Raw genomic sequence first — 14,963 nt, forward strand, 5'->3', positions numbered from 1 at the left:
CGCTAGAGTCCGGACGTGCGTACTGGTTCGGTCGGCCGCGTCACAAGGACGGCGCCGCGACTCATCGTGTCCGCGGCGCGCGAGGTAGCGCGCGCCGACCGTTCGGGAATGATCTCCGCGGGCGCGCTCCAGATCATCGGCGCCGTCGCGGTGCTGGGCGTCGTGGCCACGGCCAAGCTCACCTTCGACGCGATCCTCACCCCGGAGCGGGCCGCACTCGGTCTTGCGCCCGCGCTGCTCGCGCTGGCTCTGATGACGGCGCTCTCCGGTGCCATCGGCCCGTTGCAGGCCCAGCAGCAGCGCATGCTCGGGGAGCGCGTCTCCCAGCGCGTCTGGGACCGGGTCATCGACCGCACCGCGCGCGCCGACCTGGTCGACTACGAGTCGGCCGGCTTCGCGACGACCCTGGAGCGCGTGCTGCAGAACGCCCTCACCCGGCCGTTCGCCGTGACCACCGCGCTGTTCGGGCTCAGCGGCGGGTTGCTCGGGGTGGTCACGCTCTCCGCTGTCCTCGTCGGGTTCGAGCCGCTCCTGGTCCCTCTACTGCTCGCGGCCGGGCTGCCCGCGGTGCTGCTGGCGCGGTGGGCGAGCCGCACGGAGTTCGACCTCGCCACCCGCCTGACGGCGACGGCGCGGCGCCGGACGTATCTCCGGCAGCTGCTGACCACGCGGCCCTACGCCGCCGAACTGCGCGCCTTCGACGCCGGACGATCGCTGCGCCGCCGCCACGACGTCCTCAACGGCGAGGTCAACGCGGCAGTCCGGGACCAGGTCCGGCGCCGCCAGCTGATCGCGGTGCTCACCACCCTGGGGGTGGCCGCCGCGCTGGCGGCAGCCCTGCTCGCCATCGTGGAGCTGGTCCGTGTGGGGCGGCTGGACCTGGCCGAGGCCGGTGCGGCCGCCATCGCGGTACGGCTGCTCTCCGGTCAGCTCAGCGGCGTGTTCACCGCGCTCGCCGGGCTGGTCGAGTCCGCCCCGTTCCTCGCCGACCTCGACCGGTTCGTCACCGACGGCCGGGCGGCGCCGCCTGCGGGGCAACGGCGGCCCCTGACCCACACCGTCGAGCTGCGCGGGGTGGGCTTCACCTACCCGGAGCGGGACCGGCCGGCACTGCACGCGGTGGACCTGCGGATCGATGCGGGCGAGGTGGTCGCGCTGGTCGGGGAGAACGGCTCCGGGAAGACCACGCTCGCGAAGATCGTCGCCGGGCTCTACGAGCCGCACGAGGGACAACTGATCTGGGACGGTGAGGCAGGCACGCCGCCGGCTGACGTCCGTGCATCGGTCAGCGTGATCTTCCAGGACTTCGTCCGGTACCAGATGACGGTGCGCGACAACATCACCCTGAGCGACGACCAGCGGCCCGTCGACGACACCGCCGCGCTGTCCGCCGCCCACCGCACCGGGGTGCTCGGGACGTCCGACGGGCTCCCGAACGGGCTGGACACGATGCTCGGGCGCGACCTCGACGAGGGAGTCGACCTGTCGGGGGGACAGTGGCAGCGGCTGGCGCTGGCCCGTGCGCTGTACCGCGACACCCCGCTCGTGGTGCTCGACGAGCCCTCCGCCGCCCTGGACCCGAGGGCGGAGTACGAGTTGTTCTCCGACGTGCGCGCGGTCCTGGACGGGCGGGCCGCGCTGCTCATCTCGCACCGGTTCTCCAGCACCCGGCTGGCCGATCGCATCTACGTGCTCGACTCCGGGCGGGTGGTCGAGTCGGGTACCCACGAGGAGCTGATGGCGCGCGGCGGCCAGTACGCGGAGCTCTACACCCTGCAGTCCTCGACCTACCGCTGAAGCGCCTGCGCGACCACGCCCTCGAGTAGCGCGGGGACGACGTGCGGCCCGAACGGTGGCCCGGGGGGCATCGCCGCGCCGAAGACCGGCACCCGCTCGACGAGGTCACCGAGCGCGTGGAACTCGCGCTCGGTGGTGATCGGCTCCGTCCAGGCCCGTATCCGGGGGAAACGGAGCAGCACGCGGAGCGCGACGGCGGGTGGGTAGCGCTGGACCGAGACCTCCTCGACCGAAGGGGATCGCAGCGGGATCACGCAGGCGGCCAGCGGCAGCGGCTCAGTCAGGTGCGACCGCGCCCGGACGGCGAGCCGGCCGTCCGCCGTGGGACCCGCCGCGGCCCATGTCGCGTCGTCGGCAAGGCTGCGCGCTCCCTCCCGCAGCCGGCTCTCCGTGCTGCCCGGGTAGGCCCGCGGGGCGGCGTCGTCCAGCCCCGCGACCCGCAGCACGTCATCGGTCATCAGCTGGGCTCCGGCCGTGCACATCAGGGCGGCCAGCGTGGACTTGCCCATGCCCGATGCGCCGACGAACGCGACGGCCCGGCCGTCGACCTCCACGGCACTGGCGTGCAGCACGAGCTCGCCGCGCAGCTTCAGGTGCACGGCGAGCACGGTGCCCGCCGCGAGCACCGGCAGGATCCCGGCGTCGACGCCGGGGTGCAGGTGCACCGTGACGTCGGTGAAACACCGCTCCCCCACGAACTCGCAGAGTCCCGGGAAGCGCAGCGTCGTACTCGCCGCGTCGCGCGCGAAGCTGTAGAAGGTCGCTCCCGCGCCGTCGTCGAGCTGCGCCAGTGCCTCCCCCGGCGGCCGTCGCGCCGGGACCGCGCGGTCCCCACCCCGTCGCAGCTGGAGGTCCAGCGCCCCGCCGGGCGCGGGGTCGGGCGGCAGGGGGAGCTCCAGGTCGCTCCGGATCGCCAGCCCGTGGGCACGGTAGTGACGGGTCATGACGGATCCGGGTGCGCACCGGGCGCGGCCAGCACGGGGAAGTCGGTGGCCGTGGGGTCGAGGCTCTTGCCGTCGATCTCGAGCCAGGAGTGCGCGGCGAAGCGCGCGCCGTCGCGCCGGACACCGATGCGGAGCACGGGATCCAGCGTCCGCAGCCGATGACCCACGAGCAGGCAACGGCGCAGGCAGCTGCCCCCGGGCCACACCGCGACGACGGCGTGCGAGACGCGGACCGCGGGCCGCGACCACCGGGGCAGCACGGCGGGCTCGCCTGCCGGCTCGCCGCTGGCGAGGTCCAGCCGCACGCCCAGGCGGCCGCATGTCGTCGGGAGATCCCCGGTGCGCAGCCGGACCTCGATCACGACCATCGCCGTGAGGGCCCGCAGCACCTCCACGGAACCGACGAGCACCGTGGCGGCCCTCACCCCACGCCGCCCGTCGTCACTGGAGGAGCTGCGCGGTGCGCATGCCGGTGAGGAAGCCGTCGATGTCGCGGCGCGCCGCCCCGGCGTCGACCTCGTACTCCGCGACGATGGTCGAGACCAGCTCGTCGACCGATCGCTCCTCGGCCAGCAGTTCGAACAACCGGGAGCCGACCCCGTTGATCGTCAGGTATTTCGACGTCGGCAGATGGAGCACGATCGTCTCGTCACCGAGGACTCGGGTCGAGATTTCCGAGGATCGCAGGCGCATGGGACCTTCCGAATGTCGAGAAGGGCGGTCGAACGGCGCGATGGAGGGCCGTGGAATGGTTCTCGTGGCGCACCCCTCGGGCGTTACGGGCGATTCCGCCGGGGTCCGTCAATAGGCGCCACGGGACGACACGACAGCACCGAAGGTCCGCCAGAGGATCAGTGCGTCGAGCGCCAGGTTCCAGTTCTCCACGTACCGCAGGTCCAGCCGGACGGACTGCTCCCAGGACAGATCGCTGCGCCCGCTGATCTGCCACAGCCCGGTCAGGCCCGGCTTGACCAGGAGCCGGCGGCTCGCCTCCCGACCGTAGGTCGCGACCTCCCGCGGCAGCGGCGGCCGCGGCCCGACCAGCGACATCGACCCGCCCAGCACGTTGACCAGCTGCGGCAGCTCGTCGAGGGAGAACCGGCGCAGCAATGCACCGACGCGCGTGATCCGCGGGTCCCGCCTCATCTTGAACAGCGGTCCGGCGCCCTCGTCGTGGGTGACGAGGTCGGAGAGCTGCTGCTCGGCATCGACGATCATCGAGCGGAACTTCAGCATCGAGAACTCGCGGCCGTGCCGGCCGACGCGCGTCTGCCGGAAGAACACCGGCCCGCCGTCGAGCTTGACCGCGATCGCGATGGCCAGCACCAGCGGTGCGGCGAGCAGGAGAAGTAGCGCCGACCCGAGCCGGTCCATGATGTGTTTGGCGACCCAGGGCACTCCGGTGAACGTCGGCCGGGTGAGCCGCAGCAGCGGGAGGCCGTCGACGGGGTCTACGTGCAGGCGCGGGCCGGCCACGTCCATCAGTCCCGGGTCGACGACGAGCTCCGCGGTCAGATCCTCGATGCTCCAGGCCAGCTGGTGCAGCCGCCGCGACGTCCATCCCGGGGTGGGGCAGACCGCCACGACCCGGTGCCCGCCGCGGCGGGCCGTCTCGGCGACCGAGTCGAGGTCGCCCAGGACGGGGACGCCGAGAATATCCGCCCCGCCCGCGTCCGCCACCCCCGTCGGCGTGCAGATCCCGGAGATCACCCACCCGCGCTTGGTGTCGCGCCTGGTCCGGTCGATCAGGTCGGTCACCGAATCGACGGTGCCGACCGCGAGCACCGGCAGCGCGCAGCGGCCCCTGGCGCGCATGCGGTGCAGCCGCGACCGCAGGACGAAGCGCCCGGCGACCGCGAGCGCCCCCGCCAGCGGCATCAGGCCGAACACCCAGGGACGGGCAGCAGTCGCCTCGAACGCGAGGCTGAGCAGGCCCAGCACCACGGCGGCGGTGACGACGGCGCGGATCACCCGGCTGAACTCCTCGGAGCCCTGACCGAGCACATGGGGGTCCCAGGCCCGGCCGATGACCAGGCCGAACAGGATGAGGGCGCCCGCCAGCACCCCGACACCGGGAGCCACGTCACCGAACTGCGGGATCACACTCCCCAACCCGAGCCGGTAGCCGAGCAGGACCGAGACCAGCACGGCGACGACGTCGTTCGCGATGGTTGCGACGGTGTAGCGGGTCTGCCATCGATCGCGGACGGTCAACGGCTCCGCGCGGTCAACACCCCGCGCGGCGGACGGGCCGCGCCCCCCATCGGGGACCGGGGTGCGCGACGCGGCCTTGCCGAGCCCGAGATGAGACGTCATGAATCCCTCGTTCCAGTTCCACAACCACCGCCGCCCGCCGCCCCGCGCCGCGCGACCGCTCTGGTGAGGTCACCCCGCTGACCCGTCGAGGTACACACTCGTACCGACCCCGGGTGCTCGTTACAGGGCGACGCGTCCGATCACGTCGTGGCCGTCGCAACCGCCCCGGAACCCGCGTCCATCCAGCGCCCGCCGCATGCCTCGATCTCGGGAAGCGCGCGGCGCACCTCGGGCAGCAGGTCGGTGACGAACATCAGGACTACGTCCGGTCCCGCGGCGATCAGGTCGGACGGAGAGATGATGGGGACAGTGGTTCCGGGCATGCGGCAGCCATGCTTGGCCGGCGCCGCATCCGCAACTCCGAGCAGCAGGTCGTCGTGCAGGTCCGCGAGATAGAGCAGCGCGACCGCTCGGGACGCGGCGCTGTAGGCGTACACACGCTGGCCGGCCCCGCTCGCATCCTCGGCGAGCTGTCGCAACGCTGCGGTCGACGTGTCCACACCTTCCTGGAGCTTCTGCAGTGCCCGGGCGTCGAGCACCCCGGATGCCAGCTCGTCATCGACGATCCTGGCGACGGACGTGTCCGCCACCGCCCCTCTCCGCGCCGCGATCATCACCGTGCCGCCGTAGAGCGGGAACGACCATGCGCTGGTGACGCCCAGACCGCGCACCTCGAGCATGCCCAGCAGCGCCGGCAGGGAGTAGTACGCGTAGTGGCCCAGCCGGACGGCGTTCCACTGCTCCTCCCGCAGGATCGCCGCGAGCGAGTGGAACTGGAACAGGAGCACACCGTCGGGCGCCAGCCGGTCGACCAGCCGGTCGAGGGCCGCCGCCTGGTCCGTCGCGTGCATCATCCCGAACGTCCCGTCGACGACCACGTCGGCCACGGTGTCGTCCGCGACGAACCGCAGCCCGAGACTCTCCAGCTCCGCCTGCCAGGAGCCGCCGTGCGGCGTGGCGCCCTCCGCCACCGTGGCGCCCACGGGCAGCAGACCCGCGGCGTGCGCGGTCGCGACGGCGTCGGCCCGCTGCCTGGCGAGCGCCGCAGGCTCCAGCCCCTCGGGCTCGTCAGGGATCTCGGCATCGTCGGCGAGCTGCGCCAGACCGCACGCCGCGCACAGCCACAACCGAAGCGGGAACACCGGATCGGTCACCGGGTCGTCCAGCGGCGGGAAGTACTCGCAGGCGGGCTGCATCCCGAGGTCCAACACCAGATCGCCGGCGTCCGAACGGCAGAAGCGACAGGTGACGGCGCGCATAACGATTCCCCTCGGTGGACCGACTACTCCGGCATGCAGGCACGCGAGATGTCGCTCCCGGGGGTGCTGCTGTTTCTCCCCACCCCGTTCCACGACGACCGGGGGTTCTTCACCCGGACCTTCGACGTCGGCGTGGCACGGGCCCACGGCCTACGGCCGGAGCTGTTCCTGCAGGACAGCCAGTCCCGGTCTCGCCGGGGCACCGTGCGCGGCCTGCACGGGAGGGGGGGCCGGGGTGAGTCGAAGCTCGTGCGTTGCGCTCGTGGAGCCGTGCACGACGTGCTCGTCGACGCACGGCCCGGATCGCCGTCGTTCGGCCAGCAGATGTCGGTGACACTGGACGACATCACGTTCGCCCACCTCTACGTCCCACCCGGGATCCTGCACGGATTCCAGGCCCTCACCGACCAGAGTGACGTGTGCTATCGGATCGACCGCGAGCACGATCCCGCTGAGGACCTGTCGGTCCGCTACGACGACCCCGACCTCGGCATCAGGTGGCCGCTGCCCGTCGAGGCCATCAGCAGGCGGGACCTCGAGGCGCGGTCATGGGCAGAGCTGGCGGAACGATCCGCGCCGACCTCCACCCAGCCCCTGCGCCGCCCCAGCTTCACCATCGCGGCCAGGGACGCGCCGACGTAGTCGTTGGACCGCGCGTCGACCGCGTGCTGGGAGCGGGGGAAGTCCGGCGAGTACGGCACGGTCACGGCGCGGTCGGGCCCGAGGATGTCCTGGAACCCGATCACCACGACCCGCGGGTCCACCGCGTCGACCGACTCCCACACCCAGTAGTCCATGCCGTCGATGTCGATCGAGAGCAGGTCGATCTCGCCGGTCATCCCGTGCCCGCGCAGCAGGTCGTTCACGTTCTCCGCGGTGACGAACGAGTGCACGACCGTGGGCGGGTAACGCAGGTCGGGATCCCGGGCGTAGGCGCGCGCCGTGGCGGCGACCGTGCGCGGGTCACCCTCGACGAGCAACCCGGTCCAGCCGTGGTGCCGGATGAGGTTCGCGGTGCTGCGCCCCCACGGCGACGACGCACCGATGTCGACGAAGCGCCGGTCGGTGGCGCCGACGACGGCGAACAGAACAGCAGGATGCCGTCCTCGTCGGTGTCGCTGAACACCCGGAACCCGACCTCGCACAGCGGCGGGAGGTCGGGTTCCGGCCCGCACCAGTTCGCGGTTGCGCATCGTCAGCCCCAGTGCGTGGTCACGCGGCGGCTTGGCGTAGGAAGGAACATCGTGACCACCCCATCCCAACCCCTGGGCATCGCTGTGATCGGCGCCGGCTACTGGGGACCGAACCTGGTCCGCAACGCCCAGGCCACCCCGGGCTTCCGCCTCCAGTACCTCTGTGACCTCGACGAGTCGCGGGCGAGGAGGGTGATCGGCGACTACTCCACCGTCGCCACCACCGCCTCGCTGGCCCAGGTCCTCGACGACCCGGCCGTCGACGCCGTCGCGATCGCCACCCCGGCCGCCACCCACTACGGGGTCGCGATGGCGGCGCTTCAGGCGGGCAAGCACGTGCTCGTGGAGAAGCCGCTGGCCCCCACGTTCGAGGAGGGCCGCGAGCTGGTGCTGACCGCCGAGCGCCACGGCCGCGTCCTCATGCTCGACCACACCTTCTGCTACACCCCGACCGTGCAGCACCTGCGCACGATGGTGCGCGGCGGTGAGATCGGTGACCTGCAGTACCTGGACTCGGTGCGCATCAACCTGGGTCTCGTGCAACCCGACGTGGACGTGCTGTGGGACCTCGCCCCGCACGACCTGTCGATCATGGACGCGATCCTCCCGGACGACGTCACGATGGTGTCGGTGGCCGCGCACGGCGCCGACCCGGTCGGCGCGGGCCACGCCTGCGTCGCGCACCTCACCGTGTACCTGTCCAACGGCAGCCTGGCGCACGTACATGTGAACTGGCTCTCCCCCACCAAGGTCCGCACGATCATGGTGGGCGGCTCGGCGCGGATGGTGGTCTGGGACGACCTGAGCCCCACCCAGCGCCTGTCGGTCTACGACCGCGGCGTGGAGCGCATGGGCGCGGACCGGCTCGACGCCGAGGGCCGCGCCGCGACGATCGTGTCCTACCGCACCGGCGACATGGTGGCGCCCGCCCTGCAGGACCGCGAGGCGCTGCGCGGGGTGATGGCCGAGTTCGCCGCCTCGATCACCGAGGGACGCGCGCCGCTGACCGACGGCTGGTCGGGTCTGCGCGTGCTCGCCACGCTGGAGGCGGCGTCGGAGAGCCTGGGCAAGCAGGGCACACTCGTACCCATTCGTGGGGTCGAGCGGGAGGAGAACCGATGAGTGCCGCACAGGAGCTGACCGGCGGGCGGATGCTCGTGACCGGGGGCGCGGGCACGATCGGGTCGGCCGTGGTCGACCAGCTCGTGGCGGCCGGTGCGGCCGAGATCGTCGTCGTCGACAACTTCGCGCGCGGGCGCCGCGAGAACCTGGCCGACGCCGCCGCGGGCGGCACGCTGCGCATCGTCGAGGGCGACGTCAACGACCCCGCCCTGATGGCCGAGCTCAGCGCCGGGATCGACGTGGTGTTCCACCTCGCCGCACTGCGCATCACCCAGTGCGCCGAGCAGCCGCGGCTGGCGCTGGAGTCGCTGGTGGACGGCACGTTCACGGTGATCGAGGCCGCCGTGGCCGCCGGCGTGAAGAAGATCGTCGCGTCGTCGTCGGCGTCGGTGTACGGGCTCGCCGAGTCCTTCCCCACCACCGAGCGCCACCACCCGTACAACAACGACACGTTCTACGGCGCCGCGAAGGCGTTCAACGAGGGCATGCTGCGCAGCTTCCACGCGATGAACGGCCTGGACTACGTCGCGCTGCGCTACTTCAACGTCTATGGCCCGCGCATGGACACCCACGGCGTCTACACCGAGGTGCTGATCCGCTGGATGGAGCGCATCGCCCGCGGCGAGCCCCCGCTGATCTTCGGCGACGGGCTGCAGACCATGGACTTCGTGCACGTCCACGACATCGCCCGCGCCAACCTGCTCGCCGCCCGCGCCGACGTCACCGACACGGTCTACAACATCGCCAGCGCGCAGGAGACCAGCCTGGTGGGGCTCGCCCGCGACCTGCTGGCCGCCATGGACTCCGACCTGGAGCCCGAGTTCGGACCGGCCCGCGCGGTCAACGGCGTCACTCGCCGCCTCGCCGACATCTCCGCCGCCGAGCGCGACCTGGGCTGGCGCCCGGAGATCGCGATGCGCGACGGCCTACGCGACCTGGTGGCCTGGTGGGCCGCCGAGAACGCGGTGACGCCGGCATGAGCGGTCCCGCACCCGGCCGGACCACAGGTGAGATCGACGCCATCGGGGTTTCCGGGCGCCACAACCCCCACCACGTCGATCTCACCCGCTGTCCGGCCCCCCACCAGGCAGCGGTGCGCCCGTGACGCGGCCCGTGATCCCCGTCATGCGCCCGCTGCTGGGCGAGGAGGAGGCGGCCGCGGTCGCCGAGGTCGTCCGCTCGGGCTGGGTGGCCCAGGGTCCGCGGGTCGCCGAGTTCGAGAAGGCGTTCGCCGCGTCGGTCGGCGCCGCGCACGGCGTGGCCGTGTCCTCCTGCACCACCGGGCTGCACCTGAGCCTGGTCCTGCTCGGGGTCGGGCCCGGCGACGAGGTCGTGGTGCCCTCGTTCTCGTTCATCGCCACCGCCAACGCCGTGCGCTACTGCGGTGCGACGCCGGTGTTCGCCGACGTACTCCGCTCCTCGGGCAACCTCGACCCCGCGGCGGTGGCCGCCGCGCTGACGCCGCGTACGAAGGCCGTGATGGCCGTGCACCAGGGCGGGCAGCCCTGCGACGTCGACGCGCTGCGTGCGGTATGCGGCGACATCCCGGTGATCGAGGACGCCGCCTGCGCCGCGGGCTCGCAGCTGCGCGGCCGGCCGGTGGGCGAGGGTGCACTGCTGGCCGCCTGGTCGTTCCATCCCCGCAAGCTGCTCACCACCGGTGAGGGCGGGATGATCACCACCGACGACGCCGAGTGGGCCGCGCGGCTGCGCAGGCTGCGCGAGCACGGCATGTCCGTCTCGGCCGCAGACCGACACGCGAGCGGGAAGGTCGTGCTCGAGGAGTACGCGGAGACCGCGTTCAACTACCGCATGACCGACCTGCAGGCCGCGATGGGCCTGGTCCAGCTGGGCCGGCTGCCCGGCATGGTGGCGCGGCGCCGCGAGCTGGTGGCCCGCTACCGCGAGCTGCTCGCCCCGCTGGGCGTGCGGCCGGTGGAGGACCCGGAGTTCGGCGCCAGCAACCACCAGTCGTTCTGGGTGGAGCTGCCCGACGGCGCCCCCGCCGTGGTCGACGTGCTGGCCGGGCTGGCCGCCGCAGGCGTCTCCGCGCGGCGCGGGATCATGGCCGCGCACCGCGAGCCCGCCTACGCCGGGCACCCGCACGCGCCGCTGCCCGTCACCGAGCACCTCACCACCCGCACGCTGATCCTGCCCGTGCACCACGAACTGACCGATGCCGACCAGCAGCGCGTCGTCGACGCCCTCGCCGCCGCGCTGCTCCTCACCCCCGCCACCGGAGCATCGTGACCACGAACATCCCCCTGGTGGACCTCGCCGCCCAGCACGCGCAGGTGGCCGACGAGGTCGCCGCAGGCTGGGCCGACATCCTGTCGCGCACCGCGTTCGTCGGCGGACCCGCCGTCGCCGCGTTCGAGGCCGCGTACGCCGAGTTCGTCGGCACCGCGCACTGCGTCGGGGTCGGCAACGGCACCGACGCGATCGAGCTGGCGTTGCGCGCGCTGGGCACAGGGCCCGGCGACGAGTGCATCGTGCCGGCCAACACGTTCATCGCCACGGCCGAGGCCGTCGCCCGCACGGGGGCCACCACCGTGCTGGTGGACTGCGTCGACGACACGGCCCTGATCGACCCCGTCGCCGCGGGCAAGGCCGTCACCGACCGCACGAAGGCCGTGCTGCCGGTGCACCTCTACGGTCAGGCCGCCGAGGTGGAGCTGCTCGCCGAGCACCTCCCGGACTCGGTGGCGATCGTCGAGGACGCGGCGCAGAGCCAGGGCGCGCTGCGGCACGGGAAGCCCGCGGGTTCGCTGGGCCGGATCGCGGCCACCAGCTTCTACCCGGGCAAGAACCTGGGCGCGTACGGCGACGCGGGCGCCGTCGTCACGTCGGACGAGGAGTTGGCCACGGCCGTGCGGCTGCTGTCGGCGCACGGCTCGCCCCGCAAGTACGAGCACTCCACGCTGGGTTTCAACAGCCGACTCGACGCGATCCAGGCCGTGGTGCTCTCGGCCAAGCTGCGCCGCCTCGCGGGCTGGAACGCCGCCCGCCGGGCGGCCGCCGACCGGTACGCCGCGCTGCTGGCCGGCGTCGACGGCGTCCGACTCCCCGTGGTGGCACCTGGCAACGAGCCGGTGTGGCACCTCTACGTCGTGCGGGTCGCCGAGCGCGACCGCGTGCTGGCCGCACTGAACGCCGCGGGCATCGGCGCGGGCATCCACTACCCCACCCCCGTGCACCTGACCGGCGCGTTCGCCGGGCTGGGCCTGGGGCCGGGGTCCTTCCCGGTGGCCGAGGCGATGGCCGGGGAGATCCTGTCGCTCCCCCTGTTCGCGGAGATCACCCCCGCGCAGCAGGAACGCGTGGTCGAGGTGCTGGCCGGGGCGGTCCAGGCGTGAGCTCCGGGGTGCGGGTGCACCCGCAGGGGCTGTGCGAGAGCACCGACGTCGGAGAGGGCACCCGCGTGTGGGCGTTCGCGCACGTGCTGCCCGGCGCCCGCGTCGGGCGCGACTGCAACATCTGCGACTGCGCGTTCGTCGAGGACGGCGCCGTGCTCGGCGACCGCGTGACGGTCAAGAACGGCACGCTGGTGTTCCGCGGCGTCACCTGCGAGGACGAGGTGTTCCTCGGCCCCAACGTGCTGTTCACCAACGACCTGCGCCCCCGCGCGGCCGCCCGCGTCGCCCCGGAGGACCTCGTGCCCACCACGGTGCGTCGGGGCGCCTCGCTCGGCGCCGGCACGGTCGTCGTGTGCGGTACCGAGATCGGCGAGTACGCGTTCGCGGGGGCCGGGTCGGTGGTCACCCGCGACGTCGCGGCATACTCGTTCGTGGCCGGCAACCCGGCCGTGCACAAGGGATGGGTCTGCCGCTGCGGTGAGCGCCTCGGCGACACGCTCGCCTGCCCCGCGTGCGGAGACCAGTACGTGCTCGACCCCACCGGCACCCTCCTCAGCCCCCGGAGCCCCGCATGAGTCCCGCGGTCGACGTCGCGGTCCCCTGCTACAAGTACGGGAAGATGCTGCCCACCGCGGTGCGCAGCATCCTGGACCAGGAGGGCGTCGACGTCCGCGTCCTGGTGATCGACGACTCCTCGGGCGACGGGAGTGCCGACGTCGCCCACCGCCTCGCCGCCGAGGACGACCGCGTCACGGTGCGGGTCCACGAGCAGAACCGCGGGCACATCGCCACGTTCACCGAGGGCGCCGTCGAGTGGCCGGAGGCCGCGTACGGCCTGCTCATCTCCGCCGACGACGCGCTGACCCCGGGCGCGCTGGCGCGGGCCACCGCGCTAATGGAGGCCCACCCCTCGGTCGGCCTGGTCTACGGCAACGTCAAGACCTTCCACGACGACGAGCCGCTGCCACCGGCCGACATCGCGGCGGACCCGAACTGGGCCGTGCACGAGGGCCACACCTGGCTGCGCAGGCGGCTCGTGCACGCCGACAACGTCGTGTCCACCCCGACCGCGGTGTTCCGCACGGCGGTACAGCGCGCGGTCGGCGGCTACAACCCGGAGACCTACCACACCAGCGACTTCGAGATGTGGATGCGGTTCGCCCTCGTCGCCGACATCGGGTTCGTCGGCGGGGTCGACCAGGGCTACATCCGGGTCCACGGCTCCAACATGTCGGCTCCCTTCGAACGCGAGGACGCGGGCGTGCGCGCGCTGCCCCAGCGTCTCGCCGCCCTGCTCAGCGCCGTCGACCACGGCCGGGACACGCTCCCCGACGCGGCCGACCTGGAGCGCCGGATGCGGCGCACCCTCGCCAAGGAGGCCCTGGTGCTCGCCGGGCGTTCCTACGACAAGGGCCGGGTCGACGAGCGGATCAACGCCCAGCTCGTGGCGTTCGCCACCGAGGTCGTCGACGACGTCACCACGCTCCCCCAGTGGCGGTCGCTGCGGGTGCGCCAGGCGCTGGGCCCGCGGTTCGCGCCCGCGCTGAGCCCGCTGGTCGTGACCGCGGCGGGGCGGCGGGTGCGGCAGGCGTGGCGGGACCGCCGGCTCCGGCTCGAAGGGGTCTGAGCGGATCCGGCGGGCCGCCTCAGCGGGTGGGGCGCGTGATCCGGGAGCGGGCCGCCGCCAGCCGGTCGCGCACGCGTGCCGCCGCCGGGCGGAGGTAGCGGTGGGTCACGTAGGCCGCGGTGCCCGCCGACGTGCGCGCGTAGACGACCACCGTTCCCAGCTCGTGGCGGCCGGAGGTCCACCGCAGCTTGTACGGGTCGGCCTGCCCGAGGAACTCGTAGCGGTCGATCCCGCGGCGCTGGGCGTCGGCGAAGACCTCCCGCTGCAGCAGCTGCCCCGGGGAGAAGCGCGCGTACTCCGGGTCGTAGGCGGTCTTGAGGCCGTAGAGGGCTTTGTGGTGCCGCAGGACCAGCGTGAACGAGATCGCGCGCCCGTCCAGCCGGAGCACGGTCAGCTCCAGGTCTCCGCGCCGGGACGCCGCCTCGGCCACGTCCGTGTAGAAGGCCAGCGTCTCGGGCCGGCTGGCGATCGCGGTCCGCTCGGCACCCTTCCACTGGCGCAGCTCGACGGCGAACGCCTCGTCCAGCCGCTCGGCGAGGTCGGCCCCGCCCCGGTGCACGGTGACCTCCACCCGTCCCTGTTCCTCCAGGCGGCGCCTGCGGCGGCGCAGGTCCCTGCGGAAGCCCGTGTCGAGCAGTTCGCTGATGTCGGCGGCCCGGGAGGGCTCGGCGTAGGGCGAGTACCGCACGGGCCGCTCCAGCGTGCGGCAGCGCGCCTGCGCGGCCGCGCGCCGGACGGCCGAGGCGAGCGGGCCGTCGAGGGCCGTCGGCCCCACCCGCAGCGCGGGCTGCCGCATTCCGAGCAGTCCCGCGACGAGCACGTCCGCCGCTGCCGCGTCGTCCGCGAGCACCCCCACCCACGGCACGTGGTCGTTCTGGGCGAGGCGCACCGTGTCGCCGTCGACGAGCACCGGGGCCAGCGCCCGCAGCACCGCGCCGTCGCGCACGGTCACCACGGCCAACCGCTCCTCCGCGAACGAGGCCCCCCAGGGCAGCCACCAGTCGGGATGTGCGAACGGGTCGGCCGCGCTCCGGTCGGCCAGCGCGGCCCACTCGGCCGCGACCGCGTCCGGGGCTTCGACCGTGGTGTGCCACACCCCCGTCCGCACAGGACGGGACGGCAGACTCCTCGCGACGGGGGGCTTGGGCGACTTCTCATATACGACCGACTGCACTCCCCCGTATCGCGAACCCTCGGGACGTCGTTAACACGGCTGCGGCACCTCTCTTCCGAACAGCCGGGAGCCGCCCGCGACCAGCACGCCTCGCGCGGACCGGCGCCGACGCGGTGTGAATCACCTACGCAGCGTGACCGGGGACCTCGGCGAGTTCCTCGGCTCCCTGACACCG

General features: G+C 73.2%; 14 protein-coding genes. 8 read left to right on the forward strand and 6 right to left on the reverse strand.

The features are described from left to right. Nucleotides 1-108: 108 nt before the first annotated feature. Nucleotides 109-1,797, forward strand: coding sequence for an ATP-binding cassette domain-containing protein (locus Q1K26_RS21590; RefSeq protein WP_300016011.1), 1,689 nt, complete (start codon nucleotides 109-111; stop codon nucleotides 1,795-1,797). Here the strand turns inward: Q1K26_RS21590 and Q1K26_RS21595 are convergent. The 5 genes from Q1K26_RS21595 to Q1K26_RS21615 all read right to left on the reverse strand — a co-directional run bounded on the left by Q1K26_RS21595 (nucleotide 1,788) and on the right by Q1K26_RS21615 (nucleotide 6,253). Further along, entirely contained in the window at nucleotides 1,788-2,741 is a 954-nt protein-coding gene (locus Q1K26_RS21595) for a hypothetical protein (protein WP_300016014.1), read from the reverse strand. The genes Q1K26_RS21590 and Q1K26_RS21595 overlap by 10 nt on opposite strands. Beyond that, nucleotides 2,738-3,166 carry a lasso peptide biosynthesis B2 protein gene (locus Q1K26_RS21600; protein WP_300016017.1) on the reverse strand — a complete coding sequence of 143 codons (429 nt, stop codon included), beginning with the start codon at nucleotides 3,164-3,166 and terminating at the stop codon, nucleotides 2,738-2,740. The genes Q1K26_RS21595 and Q1K26_RS21600 overlap by 4 nt, the downstream gene beginning before the upstream one ends. A gap of 16 nt (nucleotides 3,167-3,182) precedes the next feature. Next, a complete protein-coding gene (locus Q1K26_RS21605) occupies nucleotides 3,183-3,380 on the reverse strand; it encodes a PqqD family protein (protein ID WP_300016020.1) in 198 nt (65 codons plus the stop codon). Between the two features lie 162 nt (nucleotides 3,381-3,542). After that, entirely contained in the window at nucleotides 3,543-5,057 is a 1,515-nt protein-coding gene (locus Q1K26_RS21610) for a sugar transferase (RefSeq protein WP_300016023.1), read from the reverse strand. Nucleotides 5,058-5,197: 140 nt separating this feature from the next. Further along, the gene (locus Q1K26_RS21615; RefSeq protein WP_300016028.1) at nucleotides 5,198-6,253 is read right to left on the reverse strand and encodes a transferase; all 1,056 of its coding nucleotides are present in this window, start codon (nucleotides 6,251-6,253) and stop codon (nucleotides 5,198-5,200) included. A 96-nt stretch (nucleotides 6,254-6,349) separates the two neighbouring features. Here Q1K26_RS21615 and Q1K26_RS21620 point away from each other — a divergent pair, with 96 nt between their 5' ends. The 7 genes from Q1K26_RS21620 (at nucleotide 6,350) to Q1K26_RS21650 (ending at nucleotide 13,614) form a co-directional block, all read left to right on the forward strand. After that, nucleotides 6,350-6,958 (forward strand): dTDP-4-dehydrorhamnose 3,5-epimerase family protein, encoded by a 609-nt coding sequence (locus tag Q1K26_RS21620; RefSeq protein WP_300016031.1) that lies wholly within the window; start codon nucleotides 6,350-6,352, stop codon nucleotides 6,956-6,958. A 602-nt stretch (nucleotides 6,959-7,560) separates the two neighbouring features. Beyond that, nucleotides 7,561-8,631 carry a Gfo/Idh/MocA family oxidoreductase gene (locus tag Q1K26_RS21625; protein WP_300016033.1) on the forward strand — a complete coding sequence of 357 codons (1,071 nt, stop codon included), beginning with the start codon at nucleotides 7,561-7,563 and terminating at the stop codon, nucleotides 8,629-8,631. Next, nucleotides 8,628-9,611 (forward strand): NAD-dependent epimerase/dehydratase family protein, encoded by a 984-nt coding sequence (locus tag Q1K26_RS21630; RefSeq protein WP_300016036.1) that lies wholly within the window; start codon nucleotides 8,628-8,630, stop codon nucleotides 9,609-9,611. The genes Q1K26_RS21625 and Q1K26_RS21630 overlap by 4 nt, the downstream gene beginning before the upstream one ends. A 121-nt stretch (nucleotides 9,612-9,732) precedes the next feature. Then, nucleotides 9,733-10,881 (forward strand): DegT/DnrJ/EryC1/StrS family aminotransferase, encoded by a 1,149-nt coding sequence (locus Q1K26_RS21635; protein ID WP_300016039.1) that lies wholly within the window; start codon nucleotides 9,733-9,735, stop codon nucleotides 10,879-10,881. Continuing rightward, nucleotides 10,878-11,987, forward strand: coding sequence for a DegT/DnrJ/EryC1/StrS family aminotransferase (locus Q1K26_RS21640; protein WP_363320517.1), 1,110 nt, complete (start codon nucleotides 10,878-10,880; stop codon nucleotides 11,985-11,987). The genes Q1K26_RS21635 and Q1K26_RS21640 overlap by 4 nt, the downstream gene beginning before the upstream one ends. Then, a complete protein-coding gene (locus Q1K26_RS21645) occupies nucleotides 11,984-12,562 on the forward strand; it encodes an acyltransferase (protein WP_300016042.1) in 579 nt (192 codons plus the stop codon). Before Q1K26_RS21640 ends, Q1K26_RS21645 begins: the two co-directional genes overlap by 4 nt. Next, on the forward strand, nucleotides 12,559-13,614 hold the full coding sequence (locus Q1K26_RS21650; protein ID WP_300016045.1) for a glycosyltransferase family 2 protein: 1,056 nt from the start codon (nucleotides 12,559-12,561) through the stop codon (nucleotides 13,612-13,614). The genes Q1K26_RS21645 and Q1K26_RS21650 overlap by 4 nt, the downstream gene beginning before the upstream one ends. 19 nt (nucleotides 13,615-13,633) lie before the next feature. Here Q1K26_RS21650 and Q1K26_RS21655 read toward each other — a convergent pair whose 3' ends face one another. After that, nucleotides 13,634-14,710, reverse strand: coding sequence for a GNAT family N-acetyltransferase (locus tag Q1K26_RS21655; protein ID WP_300016048.1), 1,077 nt, complete (start codon nucleotides 14,708-14,710; stop codon nucleotides 13,634-13,636). Nucleotides 14,711-14,963: the final 253 nt, after the last annotated feature.

Source organism: Pseudonocardia sp. (genome assembly GCF_029263155.1).
In the GTDB taxonomy this organism is placed as follows: domain Bacteria; phylum Actinomycetota; class Actinomycetes; order Mycobacteriales; family Pseudonocardiaceae; genus Pseudonocardia.